The organism is Sphingomonas sp. Leaf22, from assembly GCF_001421715.1.
GTDB lineage: Bacteria > Pseudomonadota > Alphaproteobacteria > Sphingomonadales > Sphingomonadaceae > Sphingomonas.
In genome coordinates this window covers 193,070-212,320 of record NZ_LMKP01000001.1, presented here as the reverse complement: position 1 = coordinate 212,320, position 19,251 = coordinate 193,070, and the positions used below count along the sequence as shown (strand labels likewise).

Below are 19,251 nucleotides of genomic sequence, written 5' to 3'. Positions count from 1 at the left end.
ATAGCGGATTGGGTACGGCCAGTTTACTTGCGATATCGGGCATGAGTGCGGCACAACGCCGGCCGACTTGGGGGAGAAGATCGAATGCATTCCGACACGATCGTGGCCGGTGTGGAACTGGGCGGCACCAAATCGATCGCGGTGGTCGGGCGCGGTCGCGAGATCATCGACCGGTTCCGGGTACCGACGACCACCCCCGACGAAACGCTGGGCGCGATCGCGGCGAAACTGGCGCAGTGGCGGCAGGAACATCGCCCCGCCGCGATCGGCATCGCCAGTTTCGGGCCGATATCGGTCGCCGATGGCATCATGCTGCCGACCCCGAAACCCCATTGGGCGGGTGCCGACATCGTCGCCCCGCTGGCGCAGGGGTTCGACAAGATCGCATTCCATACCGACGTCACCGGCGCGGCGCTGGGGGAAGGCGCGTTCGGAGCCGGGGTCGGCCTGTCCGACTTCCTGTACGTCACGGTCGGTACGGGCGTCGGCATGGGGATCATCGCCGGCGGCCGACCGGTCACCGGCATGATGCATCCCGAAGCGGGACATATCCGCGTTCGCCGTCGCGCAGACGATTCCTTTGCCGGTGCCTGCCCGTTCCATGGCGACTGCCTGGAAGGGCTGGTCAGCGGGCCGGCGATCGCGGCGCGAACCGGCGGACCGGCGCATCTGCTGCCGGCCGACGATCCGGCATGGCGCGACGTCGCCGATGCGTTGGGCGAAGCGTTCGCGACGCTGTTCCTGACCCTCTCCCCTGCCCGGATCATCGTCGGCGGCGGGGTCGGGCTGGGCCAGCAGCAGGTGCTGCCGATGGTGCGCGAGCGGGTCGTCGCCGCGCTGGGCGGCTATCTGGGCTTCGTCGATGCCGGATCGATCGACGTGCGGATCGTCCCGGCGGCGCTGGGCGAAGAGGCCGGTCCGCTGGGTACGCTGGTGATGGCGCAAGACGCGCTGGCGTAACGTCGCGCGCTGATCCACAGTTCGCGCGATGAACGACAGCACCGAGGAACCGTCCGGCGCATCGCGCGGCACGCAGACGCTGATGCGCGGCCTCGATCTGGTCGAGGCATTGCGCGACGAGCCGCTGCGCGTCGCCGAACTGGCGCGTACGCTGGGTCTGAGCCGGACGACGACGCACCGGCTGGCGGCGGCGCTGGTCGAGCGCGGCTATGTCGCGCAGGCCGAGCGCGGCTTGCTGACGCTGGGGCCGACGTTGCTGCAACTGGGGTTCACCGCGCATCGGCGCATCGACCTGGTCCGCGTGGCGCGGTCGCGCATGGAGGCGCTGTCGGCCGACACCGGGCTATGCGTCTTTCTGGGGCGGCGCGATGGCGATCATTCGCTTCACCTCGACCGGGCGGCGGGACGACAGCGGCTGGAAGTATCGACCCGCCCCGGCGACCGGCGGCCGGTGGCAAAAACCGGGCTGGGCAAGGCATTGCTGTTCGACGAGCGCGACGACGGCCTTGCCCGGCTGTACCGCGCGACCGGTGCCGACGATGGAGCGAAGATCGACCAGTGGGTCGCCGACATGCGTGCCGATATCGCGCGCGGCCATGTGATCCACGACAGCGTCGGCAATGACGGCATCCGATCGATCGCCGCGCCGATCCGCGACGTGTCCGGGGAAATCGTCGCGGCGATCGGCATCGCCACCGCCGCGCAATATCTGACCCCGGACAAGGTCGCGGCGATCGGCCCGCAGGTCGCAGCGACCGCGCGGGCGATCAGCCGCGACCTGGGCTATGCCGACCCCGATCCTTCAGTGCCGGCAGCTTCATTTTCCTTGCCGCCTTCGCTGCCGTGATAGTCCTTCAGGCTCTGTCCACCGTCGAACCGGCCTTCCTCGCTGGCGCCGTGCGGATTGGGATAGGCGCCACCGCCTGACTCGCCGCCGCCGGGTGCGGTGTTGACGCCATCGGGCTTGGCGGTGTCGCTGCTGCTGCCCACCGCCTGATTGGGTTGTTTGTCGTCGGCCATCGCGTGCTTCTCCTTCTTCGGGAAGGGGTTAACGCGTCGGTGGGCGATGTGGGTGCGCTATAAAAGCCCTCTCCCCGCTTGCGGGGAGAGGGTTGGGAGAGGGGCAGTCATGAGCCCTGTCGCTGATTGCGCCCCTCTCCCCGGCCCTCTCCCCTGGCAGGGACCCACGAAAGTAATACTTTCGTGAGACCCGGATGGGGAGAGGGAGCAGGGTTACGCCAGCACGAAACTTCCATTCACGCCTTCCGCCTCGGCGGACGGCGCTACCCAGAGGCGGAAGCTGCCCGGTTCGACCACCGGCCGGTTCTGCACTCCGATGAAGCGCAGATCATTCGCCCGCAGGGTGAATTCGACGACCTTAGATTCACCCGGTGCCAATTCCACGCGCTGAAACGCCTTCAGTTCGCGCACCGGCCGGGTGATACTGGCGGCGACGTCGTGGATGTAAAGCTGCACCACTTCGGTCGCCGCCCGGGTCCCGCTATTCGTCACCCGCGCCCGAACCTTGAGCGCGCCGTCGCTGTTCAGCCGCCCATCGCCGAGGTCGAGATCGCTATAGGCGATCCGGCCATAGGTCAGCCCGTGCCCGAACGGGAAGCGCGCCGCATTCGGCCCCTCCCGGTACCGCGCCTTGTAGTCGGCGAGCGGCCCCGGCGGATTGGGGCGACCGGTCGTCTTGTGCGCATAATAATAGGGCTGCTGCCCGGTCGCATAGGGGAAGCTGACCGGCAGGCGCGCCGACGGACCGACATCGCCGAACAGGATGTCGGCGGTCGCCGGGCCGCTTTCCGATCCGAGAAACCACGTCACCAGAATGGCGCGCGCGTCGAGGACCGGCTTGTCGAGCACCATCGCCCGGCCGTTGCGCAGCAGGAGGACGGTCGGCTTGCCGGTCGCCAGCACCGCCTCCGCCAGATCGAGTTGCGCCTTGGGAATGCCGATATCGACGCGCGACTGCGCCTCGCCCGACATGCGTTGCGATTCACCGATCGCGAGCAGGACGATATCGGCCTGTGACGCCGCGATCACCGCCGCCTCGATTCCGCCGGGGATCGCATCGGTGATGCCCGATCCGTCGACGGCAGTGACCAGTTTGGGATCGGTGACAGCGGCGCGGACGCCGGTCAGCAGGTCGACCGCTTCCGCATCCGAACCATAGACGTTCCACGTTCCGATCAGCTCGCGCTGCCCCTGCACGAACGGTCCGATCAGCGCGATGCGCTTGCCCGTTTTGGGCAGCGGCAGCAGATCGCCGTCATTCTTGAGCATGACGATCGCCCGCGCGCCCGCCTCACGCGCCAGCTTCAGATGGGCGGCCGTGCGCACGCGCTGCTTTTCGCGGCGCGGATCGATACGGCGGAACGGATTGTCGAACAGACCGAGCTGTACCTTCAGCGCGAGTACGCGGCGGACCGCCTGATCGAGCCGCTGCATCGGGACCTCCCCCTTCGCGACCAGATCGGAGAGGTGCTTGAGATAGAAACCCGACTGCATCGACATGTCGACACCGGCGAGGAAGGCGAGCTTCGTCGCGTCGCGCGCATCGGCGGCGAAGCCGTGCGCGATCAGTTCCTCGTCGCCGGTATAGTCGGACACGACCAGCCCGCCGAACCCCCATTCCTTGCGCAGGATCGTGTCGAGCAGCCACGGATTGGCGGTCGCCGGTACCCCCGACAATTCGTTGAACGACGCCATCGTCGTCGGTGCCCCGGCCGCGAACGCCGTCTGGAACGGGGGAAAATAGGTCTCGCGCAGCGTCCGTTCGGACACGTCGACACTATTGTAGTCGAGCCCCGCCTCGCCCGCGCCATAGGCGGCGAAATGCTTGGCGCAGGCCGCGACCGCATCGTCGGCCATCAGGCCGCGCCGGCCCTGAAAGCCGCGCACCCGCGCATCGGCCATGGTCTTGCCGAGCAACAGGTCCTCCCCTGCCCCCTCGATCCCCCGACCCCAACGCTGGTCGCGGGCGATGTCGACCATCGGCGCGAAGGTCCAGTCGATACCGGCCGCCGACGCCTCGACCGCCGCCGCGCGCGCGGTCCGTTCGGCCAGATCGGCGTCGAACGTCCCCGCCTCGGCCAGCGGCATCGGAAAGACGGTGCGGAACCCATGGATGATGTCGGCGGCGAACAGCAACGGCACCTTCAGCCGCTGTTCCTTCATCGCGACGGTCTGCATCCGGCGCGCCATGTCGGCACCGTTGCCGTTGAACACGCCGGTCAGCCGCCCGGCACGGACCTGCGCCAGTTGTTCGTCGAACGTCGCCGTCGTGCCGATCGGATTGAGCGCATTCGCCGCACCGCCCGCCCATGCCGCCGCCATCAGCGTCAGTTGTCCGGCTTTCTCCTCGACGGTCATCTGCCCGATGAGCGTTTCGACCGATGTCGGCAGCCGATCGCCCGTCTGTGCCAGCAAGGCGCGCGCCGGAGAGGCGCTCCACGCGGCGATCGCGCCGGCACCCATCATGATGGCCCGTCGCGAAATGCGAATGTCTTCCATGCGATCCCCTCTGTGTCGTTGGCGCAACGAAACCGGCGCGCTTGTGTTTCGAATCTGTAGTTGAAGCGCGTTTTAAGATCATGTAACCGGTTACATCAAGAGCGATCGGCCGCAAGCCGACGGATTCGTCGCGACGGGCGCGACGATATGGGAGTGGAACGGAACCAGCATGGCGAACGCCACCATCCGCGATGTGGCTCGCGCGGCGGACGTGTCCGTCGCTTCGGTGTCGCGCGTGCTGAACGGCCATGACAATGTCCGCGCCGAACTGCGCGAACGGGTCGAGGTGGCGGCGGCCAGGCTCGGCTATGTGCCGCATGCCGGTGCGCGCTCCCTCAGCCTCGCCCGGTCGAATGCGATCGGTGTCGTCCTGCCCGACCTGCACGGCGAATTCTTTTCCGAACTGTTGCGCGGCATGGACCGCGAGGCGTCGGCGCGCGGCCTGCAACTGCTGCTGTCGAACATGCATGCCGATCCGGCGCGCGGCGTAGAGGCGCTGCGGACGATGCGCGGGCGGGTTGACGGCATGGTGGTGATGGCCCCGCACATCGACCCCGATCAGCTGTTCGCGCACCTGCCGACCGGCGTGCCGGTGGTGCTGGTCAACTGCGCGCCGCATCACCAGCCGCGCCCCGAACTGCGCATCGACAATGCGCGCGGAGCGCGGGCGATGGTCGATCATCTGGTCGCGACCGGACGACGCCGCATCCTGCATCTCGCCGGTCCGATCGGCAATATCGATGCCGAGGAACGGGTGACCGGCTACCGCGACGGCATCGCCGCTGCCGGGCTGCAACCCATGGTCGAACGCGGCACCTTCCTCGAAGAATCGGGCATCTCCCTCGCCGAAATGCTCGTTCGGGAGGGGCGCGACGTCGATGCCGTCTTCGCTGCGAACGACATGATGGCGATCGGCGTCCTGATGGGATTGCGGCGCGCCGGAGTGGCGGTGCCCGACCGGATCGCGGTCGCCGGGTTCGACGACGTGCCGCTCGCCCGACTGATCTCGCCATCGCTCACCACGCTGCGCATCGACATCGCCGACCTGGGCGCACGCGCCATCGCCCGCCTGACCGACCGGATCGGCGGTGCGGACGACCGCAGCATCGAACTTCGCGCACCGACCCTGATCGTGCGCGAGACGACTTCACCAAGGGAAGACCCGGAAAACCGGGAAGCAAGGGGAATATACGCATGAGGAATATGATGTTCCGCGCGGCACTCGCCGCCGCAACGACGCTGGCGACGGGTGCGGTGGTGGTGCCGATGGCACCCGCTTTGGCGCAGACCACGACAGCTTCGGTGCGCGGCACCGTCCGCGATGCCGCCGGTGCCGTCGTCGGTGGCGCGACCGTCGTCGCCACCTCGACCGGTACGAACCAGTCCTATCGCGCGACGACCGATACGACCGGTCGCTACACGCTGAATGGCATTCGTGCCGGTGGCTATTCGATCACGGTGACCGGTCCCGGTGGCGAAACCGCGACCAGCGAAGTCACTGTCGGCATCGCGCAGGCGGCAAGCCTCGACGTGACGCTGGGCGCGGCTGCCGCGCCGGGAACCCCAGACGAGACGGTCGCGGCCACTGGCGACGATACGATCGTCGTGACCGGCCGCCGCCTGATCGAAAGCCGGACCAGCGAAATCGCGACCAACGTGACGCAGGAACAACTCCGCACCCTGCCGCAGACAGATCGCAACTTCCTGTCGTTCGCGGCGCTCGCTCCCGGCGTTCGCTACAATGACAGCGAAACCAACAAGGGCATTCAGGCCGGCGCCTCGACCGCATCCCAGGTCAACGTGTTCATCGACGGCGTCAGCCTGAAGAACAAGCTGCGCGAAGGTGGGGTCGCCGGCCAGCAGAACAGCCGCGGCAACCCGTTCGGCCAGTTGGCGGTCCAGGAATTCCGCGTCCTGACCCAGAACTACAAGGCCGAGTACGAACAGGCCGGTTCGGCGATCATCACTGCCGTCACCAAATCGGGCACCAATGAATTCCATGGCGAAGCGTTCGGCCAATATACCGACCGTGGCCTGACCGAACGCAGCTTCCTCGATCGCCGTAACGATCGTGCCAAGCCAGCCTTCGAACGCAAACAGTACGGCGTTTCACTGGGCGGTCCGATCGTCAAGGACAAGCTGTTCTTCTTCGGAACTTACGAAGGCAACGATCAGGATCGTGCATTCATCGTCGATTCTACCGGCACGGTAGACAATATCAGAGCGTTCGAAGCCGCATCCGGTCGGCAGATCAGTGAATTCGAAGGTAATTTCGTCAGCCCGTTCCGGGCAGATTTCTACTTCGGGAAGCTGACGTTCACGCCGGACGATGCTCAGACGTTCGATTTGTCGTACAGCCGCCGGGAAGAGACCGACATCCAAGGCTTCGGTGGTAACGTCGCTTACGAATTTGCGGAAAACAAGCGCAACACCGTCGAAACGTATCTGCTGAAATGGACGTATCGAGGCGACAATTTCATCAACGAGGCTAATCTAAACTATCTCAACTACAACTTCAGCCCGACCTCATTGAACCCGCAGCAGTCAAGCTTCAACTACGATACGGTTATTCAGTTCGGCGGCCGGGAAGCATCCCGACGGGAAATTCAGCAGGGCTACACACTCCGTGACGATTTCACCTATACCGGTTTCGACGACCACGCGATCAAGGTTGGCGCTCGGGTCGAAGTGACCGATATCGAATTCTCGAACCTTGCCTTTCTGCAACCGGGTTACACCTTCCGGATTGATACAGTCGAGAATCCAAATACGAATCCGGCGAACGACACCAATTTCACCTTCCCAGCGGAAGCTCGTTTGGGCTTGGGAAATGGTACGGTTCGCGGATCGAACACTCAACTTGGCTTCTATGTTCAAGATGACTGGGACGTAACCGATCGGCTACAATTGAACCTCGGCCTTCGCTGGGATTACGAAACAAACGGCAACAATAATGATTTCGTAACCTCCGCCAACGCGGCCGCTGCGCTGCGTGCCTTACCCGTAACCAGCTATTTCAACCCGGAAAACTACATCAGCACGGGCGAAAACCGTAAACCCTTCGCCGGCGCATTCGCACCACGCTTCGGCTTTTCGTACGACGTCTTCGACAATGCAACGACGGTCATCTTTGGTGGCTTCGGACGCTATTACGATCGCAACAACTTCAATAATACCGTCGATGAACAATCGCGCACGATCAACCCGATCGGCGTCTTCCGCTTTTCACGCGATGGCCAGCCGCGCAACGGCCTGCAAACAGTCCTGTGGGATCCGCGCTATTTGACGCGCGAAGGGTTGCTGGAACTGCGTGCGACATCGACCAGCGGTGCGCCCGAATTGTTCGCGGTAAAAAATAACACCAAGCCGCCGGTCAACGACCAGGTCAGCCTCGGCGTCCGTCAGCAGCTGGGTCCGTGGCAGGTGTCGGTGACGGGGTCATATCAACGTGGTCGCAACGGCTACACCAACCTGTTCGCGACCCGGCAGAATGGTGGAATTGGCCCATGTTGCGATACTTCGCCCTTGGTCCCGTTCGGCTTCTCCAACGCGCTGATAGGCTTCGACGGACTGGATACCCGATACAAGGCGATCTACGTAACGGCAGACAAGCCCTACACCCAGACTTCGGGCTGGGGCGTTAACATTGCCTACACGCTCTCGAAGGGCGAGCAGAATGGCGGCGACCTGTTCAGCCTCGACGCCGTTACGCCGGACGATTACGGATGGCGGCCGCGCAACGGCGACGAACGTCACCGTGTCGTTGTGTCCGGTATCGTCGATTTGCCGTTGGGGTTCCAGTTCTCTACTCTCAGCACCTTTGGTAGCGGCCAAGCGTTCCGGGTGACCGACGGCACCAATGGCGCAACTTCCGGTTTCAACGAATTCAGCGCGCGGTATCCCAACGAAAACTGCCTCAAGGGCGTTTTCGCCTTCTGCGAGGTCAACCTGACCCTCGCGAACAAATTGAAGATCCTGGGTGGCGAAACCGAAATCGCAGTGGATCTACTCAATGCGTTCAACAACAATAACTTCTCCGGCTTCGATGATTTCTTCAACAACCAGATCAACCCTGAAACCGGGCGTGCGGTCGATACCCTAGACCCGGCACGGATCGGGCGAGACCTGTTGACCCTGCCGCGGCGCATCCAGTTCCGCGTCGGCTACCGCTTCTAACCCTCCCCCTCCCCTGTCGGGACAGGCACCGCGCCTGTCCCGGCAATTTCGTATGCCGCAAAGGGGCTTGCCCGTGATCGATCGCCGCCATTTCCTTGCCGCCAGCACCGCCGCGCTCGTCGCCGGGTGCACTGCACGGACCGGGATCGGCTCCGGGACCACGCCCGACCTGATTTCGGATGTGCAGCAGCGGGCGTTCCGGTTTTTCTGGGAAACTACCGATCCTGCGACCGGCCTTGCACCCGATCGCTGGCCTACCCCCAGTTTCGCGTCGATCGCGGCGGTCGGGTTTGCGCTGACGGCCTATGGCGTCGGCGAAAAACATGGCTGGATCACCCGCGAACAGCATCGCGCCCGCACGCTCGCCACGCTCGAATTCCTTGCCGCTGCGCCGCAGGGCGACGGCGAAACCGGGTTCAGCGGGTATAAGGGCTTTTTCTACCACTTCCTCGGCGTGACGAAGGGACTGCGGTTCGCGCGATGCGAATTGTCGACGATCGACACGTCGCTGCTACTGGGCGGCGTGCTGTTTGCGCAGAGCTGGTTCGATCGCGCCGACCCGCAGGAAGCGCGCATCCGCGATCTGGCCGAGCGGCTCTATCGCGCGGTCGAATGGGACTGGATCGTGCCGCGTGCGCCCTTCGTCTCGATGGGCTGGCATCCCGAAAGCGGCTTCATCCGGTCCGACTGGGATAGCTATAACGAAGGCATGATCCTGTACGTGCTGGCATTAGCCAGCCCGACACATCCGCTGCCGCCCGCGACCTGGGGCGCACTGACGCAGAAATTCGAAAGAAGCTGGGGCAATCGCTGGGGCGAGCCGCATCTGCAATTCGCGCCGATGTTCGGTCACCAATACAGCCATGTCTGGGTCGATTTCCGCAGCATCCGCGACCCCTATATCGCGTCCAAGGGCATCGATTATTTCGAGAACAGCCGTCGCGCGACCCATGCACAGCGCGCCTATGCCAAGGAGAATCCGGGCGGCAAGGTCGGCTATGGCGACGATTGCTGGGGGCTGACCGCCTGCGACGGCCCCGGCGATTTCACGGTGACGATCGATGGCCGCGAGCGCGAGTTCTTCAGCTATTCGGCACGTGGTCCCGGTGAACGCGACGACGGCACGCTGGCCCCGACGGCGGCGCTGGGATCGATCGCCTTCGCCCCCGACATCGTCACGCCGATGATCGGCAAGATGCATGCACGCTATGGTGCCGGCATCTATGACAAATACGGCTTTCTCGACGCATTCAATCCGACGCTGACCCGCACCGACGACCCGCTGAAACACGGCAAGATCGTACCCGGCGTCGGCTGGGTCGATGGCGATTATCTGGGCATCGATCAGGGACCGATCGTGCTGATGATCGAAAATCAACGCAGCGGCATGATCTGGGAAGTGATGCGGCGCAATCCGAATATCCGGCGCGGGCTGGAACGGGCCGGCTTCACCGGTGGCTGGCTGGCCTAAGCATCGCGCTGCGGACGGCAGTTCGGGTGCGCCCGGTGGCAGCGTCGATCCGGGCGAAGGGCGACCGGGTGTTGCCACGATCGATGGCAATCCGGCGTGGATCGCCGTGGCCGGTCCGCCCATCCCGGCGCGCACCGGACCGATCCGGATCGTGATGGAACGCAACCGCCAACATGTCGTTTCGTATCCGTGTCGGATACTCCGACGCTGGGCGAAGGGGGATTATGCGGGGCGTAAAGGCCAGTGGCGGGATAACCGCGCTGCTCGTTCTGGGGGGCTGTAATCGACATCAATCGGCGCTGACGGTCTTTGGCGAAGAGGCGGCGACCGTCCGTCACCTGACCATCGTGATGCTGATCGGCGCGATCGTGATCGCCTGCGGCGTCGCCGCGCTGATGATCGCCGCCGTCCGCGCGCCGGAGGGTCGACTGACCTTGTCGGGCGGCATGCGCCTGATCGGCTGGGTCGGTGGCGTGGTGCCGGTGGTCGTGCTGCTCGGACTGCTGCTCTACAGCCTGCCCGCGATGCGCCCGTTGCCGGTGGCGCAGAACGATCTGCGCATCGCGGTCGAGGGCGAGCAATTCTGGTGGCGCGTCCGGTATCAGCCGCCGGGTGCAGCGCCGGTCGTCACCGCCAACGAAATCCGGGTGCCGGTCGGCCGCACCGTACAGTTCGACCTGACCGCCGGCGACGTGATCCACAGCTTCTGGATCCCGGGCCTTGCGGGCAAGATGGACATGATCCCCGGTCGGACCAACCGGCTGATCGTCCGCGCGACGAAGCCCGGAACGTTCCGCGGCGTCTGCACCGAATTTTGCGGCCTCAGCCACGCACTGATGGCGTTCGACGTCGTGGCGATGGAGCCGGCCGCGTTCGACGCATGGCTGGCGAACGAGCGCCGTCCTGCCGCCCCCGCCGCCGATACCGCTGCGGGCGCGCGGGCCTTTGCCGCCAATGGCTGTGCCGGTTGCCATGCCATTGCCGGAACCGACGCCGCCGGCGCGATCGGTCCCGACCTGACCCATCTTGGCAGTCGCAGTTCGCTGGGCGCGGGGACGCAACCCATGACCCGCACCGCGCTGGTCCGCTTCATCACCGATGCGCCGGCGGTCAAACCCGGTGCGCGCATGCCCGCCTATCCGCAAATGCCGCGCCAAGATGCGCAGGCGATCGCCGCCTATCTGGAAAGCCTGAAATGAGCCTGCACGCGCAAGACGATCCCGCGCTCCGCGCCGCGCAGGAGGAACGCCTTCGCAAGGTATGGGCACCACCGCAGGGTATTTTCCTGCGCTGGACCGACTGCAACAACAACCGCGTCGGTGTGTGGTACACGCTGACCGCATTCGCCTTCATGCTGTTCGCGGGTGTGCTGGCGCTCATCATGCGCACGCAGCTGGCGGTACCCGACAACGACCTCGTCTCGGCAAACACCTTCAACCAGCTGTTCACGTTGCACGGCTCGATGATGATGTTCCTGTTCGCCGTACCGATGTTCGAAGCGGTATCGATCATCCTGTTGCCGCAGCTGCTGGGCGCACGCGACCTGCCGTTCCCGCGCCTGTCCGCCTTCGGCTACTGGTCGTTCCTGCTGGGCGGGGTGTTCGTCGGGGGATCGATCTTCTTCAACGCCGCGCCCGATGGCGGCTGGTTCATGTATCCGCCGCTCACCACCCGCACCGACCTGTCGGGGCTGGGTGCCGATATCTGGATGCTGGGCCTGTCCTTTATCGAAGTGTCGTCAGTGGCGGCGGCGGTTGAGCTGATCGTCGGTGTCCTCAAATGCCGGCCGCCGGGAATGCGGCTGAACCTGATGCCGCTCTATGCGTGGTACATCCTCGTCGTCGCGGTGATGATCCTGTTCGCCTTCCCGCCGCTGATCGCGGGCGACGTGCTGTTCGAAATGGAGCGGTTGCTCAACTGGCCGTTCTTTGACGCGGCGCGCGGCGGCGATCCGCTCTTGTGGCAGCACCTGTTCTGGATCTTCGGTCATCCGGAGGTCTACATCGTCTTCCTGCCGTCGATCGCGCTGTTCGCGATGATGATCCCGACCTTCGCGCAGCGGCATCTGCTGGGCTATCCGTGGATCGTGCTGGCGGCGGTCGGCACCGCATTCCTGTCGTTCGGGCTGTGGGTCCACCACATGTTCGCGACCGGCCTGCCCAAGATCAGCCTCGCCTTCTTCTCGGCCGCGTCCGAAGCCGTCGCGATCCCGACCGGTATCCAGATTTTCGCGTTCATAGCGACATTGTGGGCCGGCAAGGTGAAATGGTCGACGCCGCTGCTCTATGCGACCGGCAGTCTCGCCATCTTCGTCATCGGCGGCCTGACCGGGGTGATGGTCGCGATCGCACCGTTCGACTGGCAGGCGCACGACACCTATTTCGTGGTGGCGCACCTGCATTACGTGCTAATCGGCGGCACGTTGCTGCCGTTGTTCGGCGGGCTATATTATTACTGGCCGCTGATTACCGGCAAGAAACTGTCGGACCGGTTGGGGCGCACCGCCTTCTGGACACTATTCGTCGGTGCGAACCTGACCTTTTTCCCGATGCATTTCAGCGGGTTGTACGGCATGCCGCGCCGGGTCTTCACCTATCCGAGCGAACTAGGCATCGATTATCTCAACCTCGCCTCGACGATGGGGGCGTATCTGTTCGCGACCGGTACCGCGATCATCTGTTTCGATCTCGCCCGCTCGCCATGGCGGCAAAAGGCGCAGCGCAATCCGTGGAACGCCGGCACGCTCGAATGGCTGGCGCATCCCGATGACGAGGATTGGGGCATCCGTTCGGTACCGCTGATCGAAAGCCGCTACCCGATCTGGGACCAGAAGGATTTCGTGAAGAAGGTCGACGAAGGCCGCTACTTCCTCCCCGATGCCGAGGAGGGGCGGCGTGAGACGATCGTGACCACCGTACTCGATGCGCGCCCGCTCTACGTCGTGCGCCTCGGCACGCCCAGCTGGGTGCCGATGCTGACCGCGATCGCGCTGGGCAGCGTGTTCATCCTGACCACCTATCACCTGTATTGGTGGTCGCTGGCCGGCGCGGTCGCGACGCTGGGCTTCGTGCTCTACTGGCTGTGGACCGGCACCGCCGAAATCCCGGAAAAGCCGTCCAAGCCGATCGGGCATGGCATCGAATTGCCGCTCTATGTCTCCGGCTCGGCCGCGCCGGGATGGTGGGCCATGTTCATCACGATGATGGCCGATGCGACCGCGTTTTCGGGGCTGGTGTTCGGCTATTATTTCTTCTGGACGGTGCATCCCGAATTCCCGCCATCGGGACCGGGCATGGATGGCCCCGGCACTTTCTGGCCGATGGTCGCGCTGGGCGTCGCGGCGGTCAGCTGGATTGCGACCGTCGCCGCGCGCGGGACCAACCGGCGCGGCAGTGTCGGCGCGGCGCGGCTGTTGCTGGCCATCGGCATCGCCGCCAGCCTTGCCGGTATCTGGGCGGGGTTGCAGGGGCCGCTGACCACCGGGCTCGATCCCGAACTGCACAGCTATCCCGCGATCGTGTGGGTGCTGGTGATCTGGACCACCGCCCATGCCGGGATCGGCGCGATCATGCAGGGCTATACGCTGGCGCGCAGCATCGCCGGGCGGATGACGCCCCGTCATGACGCAGATCTCAGGAACATCACCGTCTATCAGCATTTCATGGCCCTGACCGCCATCGTCACCTACGCGACGATCGGCCTGTTCCCAGGTGTCGCATGAAACGCGGGCTGCACGGCATGGTCACCCGGCTGAAAGTGACGCTATGGACGCTGATCGTGCCGCCGACCGTGTGGGCGGTGCATTTCCTGTTTTCGTACCTGTGGGCGGCGATCCATTGTGCGAAACTCGGCGGATTCCCGCGGCTGCCGATCCTCTATACGATCGGCACCATCCTGGCCCTGCTGCTGATCGCCGCCGCCGGGATCGTCGCGCATATCCAGTCGCGGGTGCCCGGCGACACGCCGCCGCATGAGGAAAGCACCGACACCGACCGCGTCCGTTTCCTCGCCTTCTCGACCGTGTTGCTCGCCGCGTTGAGCTTCGTCGGCGTCATCTTCACCGCCGCGCCGGTCGTGTTCCTGACGGATTGCCGATGAAGCGCGTCAGCCTGATCGCCGGACTGGTCCTGTTGCCGCTCGGCTGGCTGGCGGCGGCACAGGCGGGCATGGTCGGGCATATGGCCGGACACATGATCGCCGTCGCCGTCGCCGCGCCGCTGGTCGCATTCGGGCTGACCGACAGCGCCTATGACCCGGCCCGGCGCTGGCCGCACGTCGTCACCCCGCTCGCCATGTCGCTGGTCGAGCTGGCGACGGTATGGGGCTGGCACCTGCCCGCGCTGCGGATGCTGGCGGACAGCAATATGGCGGCGATGATCGTCGAACAAGCGATGTTCCTCGCCGCGGGCTGGCTGCTCTGGGCCGCCGTCCTCGGCACCGGGTCCGATCGCCGCGCGGCCGGCGTCGGCGCGCTGCTGCTTACCTCGATGCACATGACTCTGCTCGGCGCGCTGATCGGCCTCGCCCCCCGCCCGCTCTATCCGGCGATGGCGCATGGGCATCACGACCCGCTTGCCGACCAGCAACTCGGCGGGGTCGTTATGCTGCTGATCGGCGCCGCCAGCTATTTCCTCGGCGGCCTCGCGCTGCTCGCCACGTTATTGCGCCAACCGGAGCCGCAGCCATGACCATCCGCCTGACGTGGAAGCGCGTGATCGTCACGCTGCTCGGGCTGTTCGCGCTCGGCATGGCCTTTGCGTGGTCCGGGCTGTTCAACGTCGCCGCGTCGTCGGGGCATTGGGCGATCACCGACTGGTTCCTGCACTGGGTGATGCGCAATTCGGTGCAGACCCACGCCGCCTTCTCCACGTCGAAGGACGCGAAGGACGACAGCGGCCTCGTCAGCGCCGCGGGCTATTATGCATCGTCCTGCGCCTCGTGCCACGGCGCGCCGGGCGTGCGCCCCCTGCCGCTGATGCAGAAGGCCACGCCGCCTGCCCCCGACCTGTCGAAAAACGCAAAGGAGTGGACCGACCGGCAGCTGTTCTGGATCCTCGAACATGGCGTGAAGTTTAGCGGAATGCCCGCCTGGGCCGCGAAGGATCGGCCCGACGAAGTGAAGCGCATGGTCGCGTTCGTCCGCCTGCTGCCGACGATGACGCCGCAGCAATATCGCGTACTGGCGGGCAGCAATGCGCAGGGCTTCGGTGCTGCCAATGGCCGGTTCGACAGCTGCGCCGGTTGCCATGGCAGCGGCGGGCTGGGCCGGGGTCAGCGCGACATCCCGATCCTCGCTGGACAGGACCCGGCCTATCTTGCCGCCGCGCTCGAAGCCTATGCCACCGGCACCCGCCAGAGCGCGGTCATGGCCAATGCCGCCGCACAGCTGACCCCGGAAGAACGCGTAGCCCTCGCCCGGCGGTTCGCGGCGATGCCCGGTATCGCGCCGGGGCGCGGCGGCAATGGCGACGCCAAGGCGCGACAGATCGTCGAGCGCGGCCTGCCCGACAAACAGCTTCCCGCCTGTCGCAGCTGCCACGATGCTACCGGGGCCAAGCGTTTCCCGGTCATCGACGGCCAGCGCGCCGTCTATATCGCCGGACGGCTCCGCCATTGGCGCGGCGAAAAGGAGGTGGTCGATGCGCGCAAGGATCAGGCGACGATGCCGGTCATCGCTCGCCGCATTCCGGAGGACATGATCGAGCCGGTCGCGCGCTACCTCGCCGGCGAATGATGGCGGCCGACCATTGCCTGCACCGCCGGCCACGATAGGGTGCGGCCGATGGCGCCCCTGTTCGAGCTGGACCCGCAAACGCTGCTGCGCGCCTATGCCAGCGGCATCTTTCCGATGGCCGACGATCGCGATGCGCCCGGCATCTACTGGGTCGAACCCAAGCTGCGCGGTATATTGCCGCTCGACGGATTTCACCTGTCGCGCTCGCTGCGCAAGCTGATCGCGTCGGATCGCTACCGGGTCACCGCCGATCAGGCATTCGAGGATATCATCCGCCTCTGCGCCGAAAGCGCGTCCGACCGGCCGGAGACGTGGATCAACGGCACGATCGAACAGGCCTTCAACCGGTTGCACGAAATGGGACTGGCCCATTCGGTCGAGGTCTGGGACGGTTCGCGTCTGGTCGGCGGCCTATATGGCCTCGCGCTGGGGCAGGCGTTTTTCGGCGAATCGATGGTCAGCCGCGCGCCCAGCGCATCGAAGGTCGCGCTGGGGTGGCTGGTCGCACGACTGCGGGTCGGCGGCTTCCGGTTGCTCGACTGCCAGTTCCTGACCGATCACCTCGCGACAATGGGCGTGGTCGAGGTGCCCAAAAAGACCTATTCGGTGCTGTTGGCGGGTGCGCTGGGGCTGGGTTCGGCAGGCGCTTCCGGGCTGGCCTCGGCCGCGTTCGACGCACTCGATCGACGCACGGCTGGGCCCGGCGATGCGGCCCCCGCCCCGGCCGATACCGTGTCCGGCCCCCTGTCGGGGAAGGACATCGTGCAGCTCTTGGGCCACACGTCGTAGATCGGGTGGAGCACGACGTTCAGCGCCGGACGCTCCTTGAACAACCACCCCGAAAACGGTCGCCGCCATTTCGAATCCGCGCCCCGGACGTCCATCTGCACAAACGCGCCGGTATACTGCTCCTGCTCCCACGGCGCGGTGCGTTCGCAGGCGCGCAAGCGCACGATCACGTCACCGACCCGCGTCGCCTGACCGGGCTTGAGCGTCAGGTCGCGGGTTTCGCCGTTGCGCTTGTTGAGCAGGCCGACCACCGCGACCCGCTCGGCCATCGGCGTCGCCCCGGCCAGCAGGCTGCTGTCCAGCCCGGCATCGACGCTCACCACCTCGGGAGCGTTGGGATTGGGACGCACCGATTCGGGCACAGCGACCTCGGCGGTGGCCGGCGCGGTCGTTGCCGACTGCCGATGCAGCCGTTGCCAGCCGAACCAGCCTGCGACCGCCAACACTATCGCAATCGCCAGCCCGGCCAGCCAGCGGCGTGGGTTCACGCGTCGGGGCTCCACGCCTCGTAATCACCGGTCGCACGCACGCGCGCGCCACCCTTGTCGAGCACACCCGGCGGGCGATAGGCGAGCGCGGTACCGGTCTGGTTCTCGATCGGCGGCTTCTGCCACTGGCGCACCGGCGGCAGCGATTCGTCGGGCGTGCGATCGATCTGATGGTGCAGCCAACTGAACCATTCGGGCGGCACCCGGCTTGCGTCGTTCGATCCCGAATAGATCACCCAGCGCCGCGGGTTACCCATCGTGTCGCGACCACCCTCATAATAGGCGTTGCCGAGATGGTCGGTCCCGACCTGCGTCTTGCCGCGCAAGCCGAGCCACGTGCCGAAGGTGGCACCGTTCCACCAGGTGAAGACATTCGCGAGGATACCCATAAGCGACCGCTTAGCGCCTGCCCACGCCCGCGACAATGGGGCGGATCATTTCCACGTCACCTTGTCGCCGGCCGCGATTCCCAGTTCGGCGGCACGTCCGCCGGCGATCTCCAGGACCGCCGCGATCGGCTCGCCCGATTCGACCTTCGTGCGCGACAGCGGCACGGCATTTTCGCCGATCGTCGCGATGGTGCCGTCGGCGCGAATGAAGACGATGTCGAGCGCGTTGGGCGTATTCTCCATCCAGAAGCTCGCCGCCCGGGGCGGGCCGCCATCGGGGGGATAGGGCGCGAACAACATGCCGGCATCGGGTGCCAGCCGCGCGCGATACATCAGCCCTTGCTGTTGCTGCGCCTCGTTCGCCGCGACTTCTGACTTGAATATATGGGCCTTGCCGTCGGCGGTGGTGACGGTCACCGGCTTGACGACCATGCCGTGTCCCGAAACCGGATCGTTGCCGGGGGCTTCCCCCTTGCAGCCGTTCAGTGCCGCCAGCAACGCCACAGCCGCCAGTGCCGAAAATCGCAATCCCGTCACGCTGTCACTCGCCCGCTTCGACCGCAACGGCCATCGGCCCCTTCTGCCCCTCGACGATGCGGGCGACAAGCCGCTGTTCGGGCTCGACCTCCTCGATACCGCCCCGACGCAGCGTTTCCATATGGACGAACACGTCGCCGGCCTTGCTGTCGCGGACCAGAAAACCATAGCCTTTCAGCCGATTGAACCATTTCACCGTCACCGGTTCGAACGGTCCCGCCTGTTCGGCCATCGCCGTCCGGTCGGGGCGGTCGACGGGGCGGCGCACCGGCTCGACGGCCAGCGACAGGTCGATGTCGAGGATCTCGACCGCCTGCATCCCCCGGCTGCGCCGTGCGGCGGTGCAGGTGACGACCGCCCCTTCGGGCAGGGTGCGGCGGCCATGGGGCTCCAGCACCGAAAAATGGATCAGCACATCGCCGAGACTGGCGTCGTCGGCCACCGCGAAACCGAAGCCGCGGGTGACGTCGAACCATTTGACGACGCCGCGCACCGACACGACGGTATCGTCCCGACCGTTGGACATTGCCGCCGCCACGGCCGGCTGGACCGCGCAATCATCGACAATCGTTCGCGCTTCCAGACGCATGGTTGCTTACTCCCCCTGCCGCCCTTTGTAACACGATGTTTCATGAACGCGACGGTTTCTTTGCGCTTTAACCATCGTCGACCGCGTCCTCCCCGTCGCCCGGGGCCATCGCGGCGATCCGCCTTGCCAGTGCAGGCGAATGGCCGGCGCGGACCATCGCGCCGATCTGCTTTTCCCGGCGGTCGCGCTCGACCGGTTCGGTGGCGAACGGACCGATCCGCTTGCGGCGGGCAAAGGCCATGGCCGACGCTTCCGCGCCGTCGTCCAGCGTGTCGACGACCGCCTCGCTATCGTCGGTCCCGACCCCGGCATGGCGCAGCGCATCGCGCACCCGCCGCGCGCCCAGCCCACGCCGGGTCATCGATGCCGCCCGCGCTTCGGCGAACGCGCGGTCGTCGACATAGCGAAGGTCCGCCATCCGGTCGGCCAGCGTCGCGATATCGATCGGCCCTTCCCCGCCCCGCTCGCGCAGTTTGCGCGTCAGATAGGTGGCGAGCTTTGCCCGGGTCGTGGCGAAGCGTTCGACATAGCGCAGCGCCATCCGCTCCAGCGCGGGCTGGTCGAGGGGCGGGAGAGGGCGACGGGGGTCACGCGGCATG

17 protein-coding genes and 1 pseudogene are annotated in these 19,251 nt (G+C 65.9%); 11 read left to right on the top strand and 7 right to left on the bottom strand.

The genetic code is table 11. The features are described 5' to 3' along the window. Positions 1–84 precede the first annotated feature (84 nt). Together ASE70_RS01035 and ASE70_RS01030 are read left to right on the top strand one after the other, a co-directional pair. Positions 85–960: an ROK family protein gene (locus ASE70_RS01035; protein ID WP_056500446.1), complete on the top strand. Its 876-nt coding sequence runs from the start codon at positions 85–87 to the stop codon at positions 958–960. 28 nt (positions 961–988) lie between these two features. Beyond that, positions 989–1,807 (top strand): IclR family transcriptional regulator, encoded by an 819-nt coding sequence (locus ASE70_RS01030; RefSeq protein WP_056500443.1) that lies wholly within the window; start codon positions 989–991, stop codon positions 1,805–1,807. Here the strand turns inward: ASE70_RS01030 and ASE70_RS01025 are convergent. Beyond that, a complete protein-coding gene (locus ASE70_RS01025; RefSeq protein WP_056500440.1) occupies positions 1,744–1,980 on the bottom strand; it encodes a hypothetical protein in 237 nt (78 codons plus the stop codon). The genes ASE70_RS01030 and ASE70_RS01025 overlap by 64 nt on opposite strands. Before the next feature lie 213 nt (positions 1,981–2,193). Continuing rightward, the gene (locus ASE70_RS01020; RefSeq protein WP_056500438.1) at positions 2,194–4,479 is read right to left on the bottom strand and encodes a glycoside hydrolase family 3 N-terminal domain-containing protein; all 2,286 of its coding nucleotides are present in this window, start codon (positions 4,477–4,479) and stop codon (positions 2,194–2,196) included. Positions 4,480–4,648: 169 nt separating this feature from the next. On the opposite strand from ASE70_RS01020, the gene ASE70_RS01015 reads away from it, so the two are divergent. From ASE70_RS01015 to aat, 9 genes are all read left to right on the top strand, one after another. After that, positions 4,649–5,677, top strand: coding sequence for a LacI family DNA-binding transcriptional regulator (locus ASE70_RS01015; protein WP_056500434.1), 1,029 nt, complete (start codon positions 4,649–4,651; stop codon positions 5,675–5,677). Beyond that, positions 5,674–8,655: a TonB-dependent receptor gene (locus ASE70_RS01010; protein ID WP_056500431.1), complete on the top strand. Its 2,982-nt coding sequence runs from the start codon at positions 5,674–5,676 to the stop codon at positions 8,653–8,655. The genes ASE70_RS01015 and ASE70_RS01010 overlap by 4 nt, the downstream gene beginning before the upstream one ends. Positions 8,656–8,728: 73 nt before the next feature. Next, positions 8,729–10,126, top strand: coding sequence for a glucoamylase family protein (locus ASE70_RS01005; RefSeq protein ID WP_056500428.1), 1,398 nt, complete (start codon positions 8,729–8,731; stop codon positions 10,124–10,126). A gap of 224 nt (positions 10,127–10,350) precedes the next feature. Continuing rightward, entirely contained in the window at positions 10,351–11,325 is a 975-nt protein-coding gene (gene coxB / locus ASE70_RS01000) for a cytochrome c oxidase subunit II (protein ID WP_056500425.1), read from the top strand. Next, positions 11,322–13,847 (top strand): cytochrome c oxidase subunit I, encoded by a 2,526-nt coding sequence (gene ctaD / locus ASE70_RS00995; protein WP_056500422.1) that lies wholly within the window; start codon positions 11,322–11,324, stop codon positions 13,845–13,847. The genes coxB and ctaD overlap by 4 nt, the downstream gene beginning before the upstream one ends. After that, entirely contained in the window at positions 13,844–14,224 is a 381-nt protein-coding gene (locus tag ASE70_RS00990; RefSeq protein ID WP_056500421.1) for a hypothetical protein, read from the top strand. Before ctaD ends, ASE70_RS00990 begins: the two co-directional genes overlap by 4 nt. Beyond that, positions 14,221–14,814, top strand: a complete 594-nt coding sequence (locus tag ASE70_RS00985; protein WP_056500419.1) for a cytochrome c oxidase assembly protein — start codon at positions 14,221–14,223, stop codon at positions 14,812–14,814. Before ASE70_RS00990 ends, ASE70_RS00985 begins: the two co-directional genes overlap by 4 nt. Further along, the gene (locus ASE70_RS00980) at positions 14,811–15,860 is read left to right on the top strand and encodes a c-type cytochrome (RefSeq protein ID WP_056500417.1); all 1,050 of its coding nucleotides are present in this window, start codon (positions 14,811–14,813) and stop codon (positions 15,858–15,860) included. Before ASE70_RS00985 ends, ASE70_RS00980 begins: the two co-directional genes overlap by 4 nt. A 48-nt stretch (positions 15,861–15,908) precedes the next feature. Continuing rightward, entirely contained in the window at positions 15,909–16,649 is a 741-nt protein-coding gene (gene aat, locus ASE70_RS00975; RefSeq protein ID WP_056403377.1) for a leucyl/phenylalanyl-tRNA--protein transferase, read from the top strand. 35 nt (positions 16,650–16,684) lie between these two features. On the opposite strand, the pseudogene ASE70_RS19455 reads toward aat, so the two are convergent. The 5 genes and pseudogenes from ASE70_RS19455 to ASE70_RS00955 form a co-directional block, all read right to left on the bottom strand. Next, a pseudogene (locus ASE70_RS19455) lies at positions 16,685–16,918 on the bottom strand (DUF2155 domain-containing protein); the annotation flags it as partial. Between the two features lie 215 nt (positions 16,919–17,133). Continuing rightward, positions 17,134–17,526: an NADH:ubiquinone oxidoreductase subunit NDUFA12 gene (locus ASE70_RS00970; protein ID WP_055995212.1), complete on the bottom strand. Its 393-nt coding sequence runs from the start codon at positions 17,524–17,526 to the stop codon at positions 17,134–17,136. Positions 17,527–17,571: 45 nt separating this feature from the next. Then, on the bottom strand, positions 17,572–18,063 hold the full coding sequence (locus tag ASE70_RS00965; RefSeq protein ID WP_235512416.1) for a DUF192 domain-containing protein: 492 nt from the start codon (positions 18,061–18,063) through the stop codon (positions 17,572–17,574). A 4-nt stretch (positions 18,064–18,067) separates the two neighbouring features. Then, positions 18,068–18,589, bottom strand: a complete 522-nt coding sequence (locus tag ASE70_RS00960; RefSeq protein WP_056500806.1) for a cold-shock protein — start codon at positions 18,587–18,589, stop codon at positions 18,068–18,070. 130 nt (positions 18,590–18,719) lie between these two features. Next, positions 18,720–19,250 carry a regulatory protein RecX gene (locus ASE70_RS00955; RefSeq protein WP_156355892.1) on the bottom strand — a complete coding sequence of 177 codons (531 nt, stop codon included), beginning with the start codon at positions 19,248–19,250 and terminating at the stop codon, positions 18,720–18,722. Position 19,251 lies beyond the last annotated feature (1 nt).

Coding starts and splice junctions, on each gene's coding strand:
- ASE70_RS01035 (WP_056500446.1), top strand. CDS start 85: ATGCATTCCGACACGATCGTGGCCGGTGTGGAACTGGGCGGCACCAAA.
- ASE70_RS01030 (WP_056500443.1), top strand. CDS start 989: ATGAACGACAGCACCGAGGAACCGTCCGGCGCATCGCGCGGCACGCAG.
- ASE70_RS01025 (WP_056500440.1), bottom strand. CDS start 1,980: ATGGCCGACGACAAACAACCCAATCAGGCGGTGGGCAGCAGCAGCGAC.
- ASE70_RS01020 (WP_056500438.1), bottom strand. CDS start 4,479: ATGGAAGACATTCGCATTTCGCGACGGGCCATCATGATGGGTGCCGGC.
- ASE70_RS01015 (WP_056500434.1), top strand. CDS start 4,649: ATGGCGAACGCCACCATCCGCGATGTGGCTCGCGCGGCGGACGTGTCC.
- ASE70_RS01010 (WP_056500431.1), top strand. CDS start 5,674: ATGAGGAATATGATGTTCCGCGCGGCACTCGCCGCCGCAACGACGCTG.
- coxB (WP_056500425.1), top strand. CDS start 10,351: ATGCGGGGCGTAAAGGCCAGTGGCGGGATAACCGCGCTGCTCGTTCTG.
- ctaD (WP_056500422.1), top strand. CDS start 11,322: ATGAGCCTGCACGCGCAAGACGATCCCGCGCTCCGCGCCGCGCAGGAG.
- ASE70_RS00990 (WP_056500421.1), top strand. CDS start 13,844: ATGAAACGCGGGCTGCACGGCATGGTCACCCGGCTGAAAGTGACGCTA.
- ASE70_RS00985 (WP_056500419.1), top strand. CDS start 14,221: ATGAAGCGCGTCAGCCTGATCGCCGGACTGGTCCTGTTGCCGCTCGGC.
- ASE70_RS00980 (WP_056500417.1), top strand. CDS start 14,811: ATGACCATCCGCCTGACGTGGAAGCGCGTGATCGTCACGCTGCTCGGG.
- aat (WP_056403377.1), top strand. CDS start 15,909: ATGGCGCCCCTGTTCGAGCTGGACCCGCAAACGCTGCTGCGCGCCTAT.
- ASE70_RS00970 (WP_055995212.1), bottom strand. CDS start 17,526: ATGGGTATCCTCGCGAATGTCTTCACCTGGTGGAACGGTGCCACCTTC.
- ASE70_RS00960 (WP_056500806.1), bottom strand. CDS start 18,589: ATGTCCAACGGTCGGGACGATACCGTCGTGTCGGTGCGCGGCGTCGTC.
- ASE70_RS00955 (WP_156355892.1), bottom strand. CDS start 19,250: ATGCCGCGTGACCCCCGTCGCCCTCTCCCGCCCCTCGACCAGCCCGCG.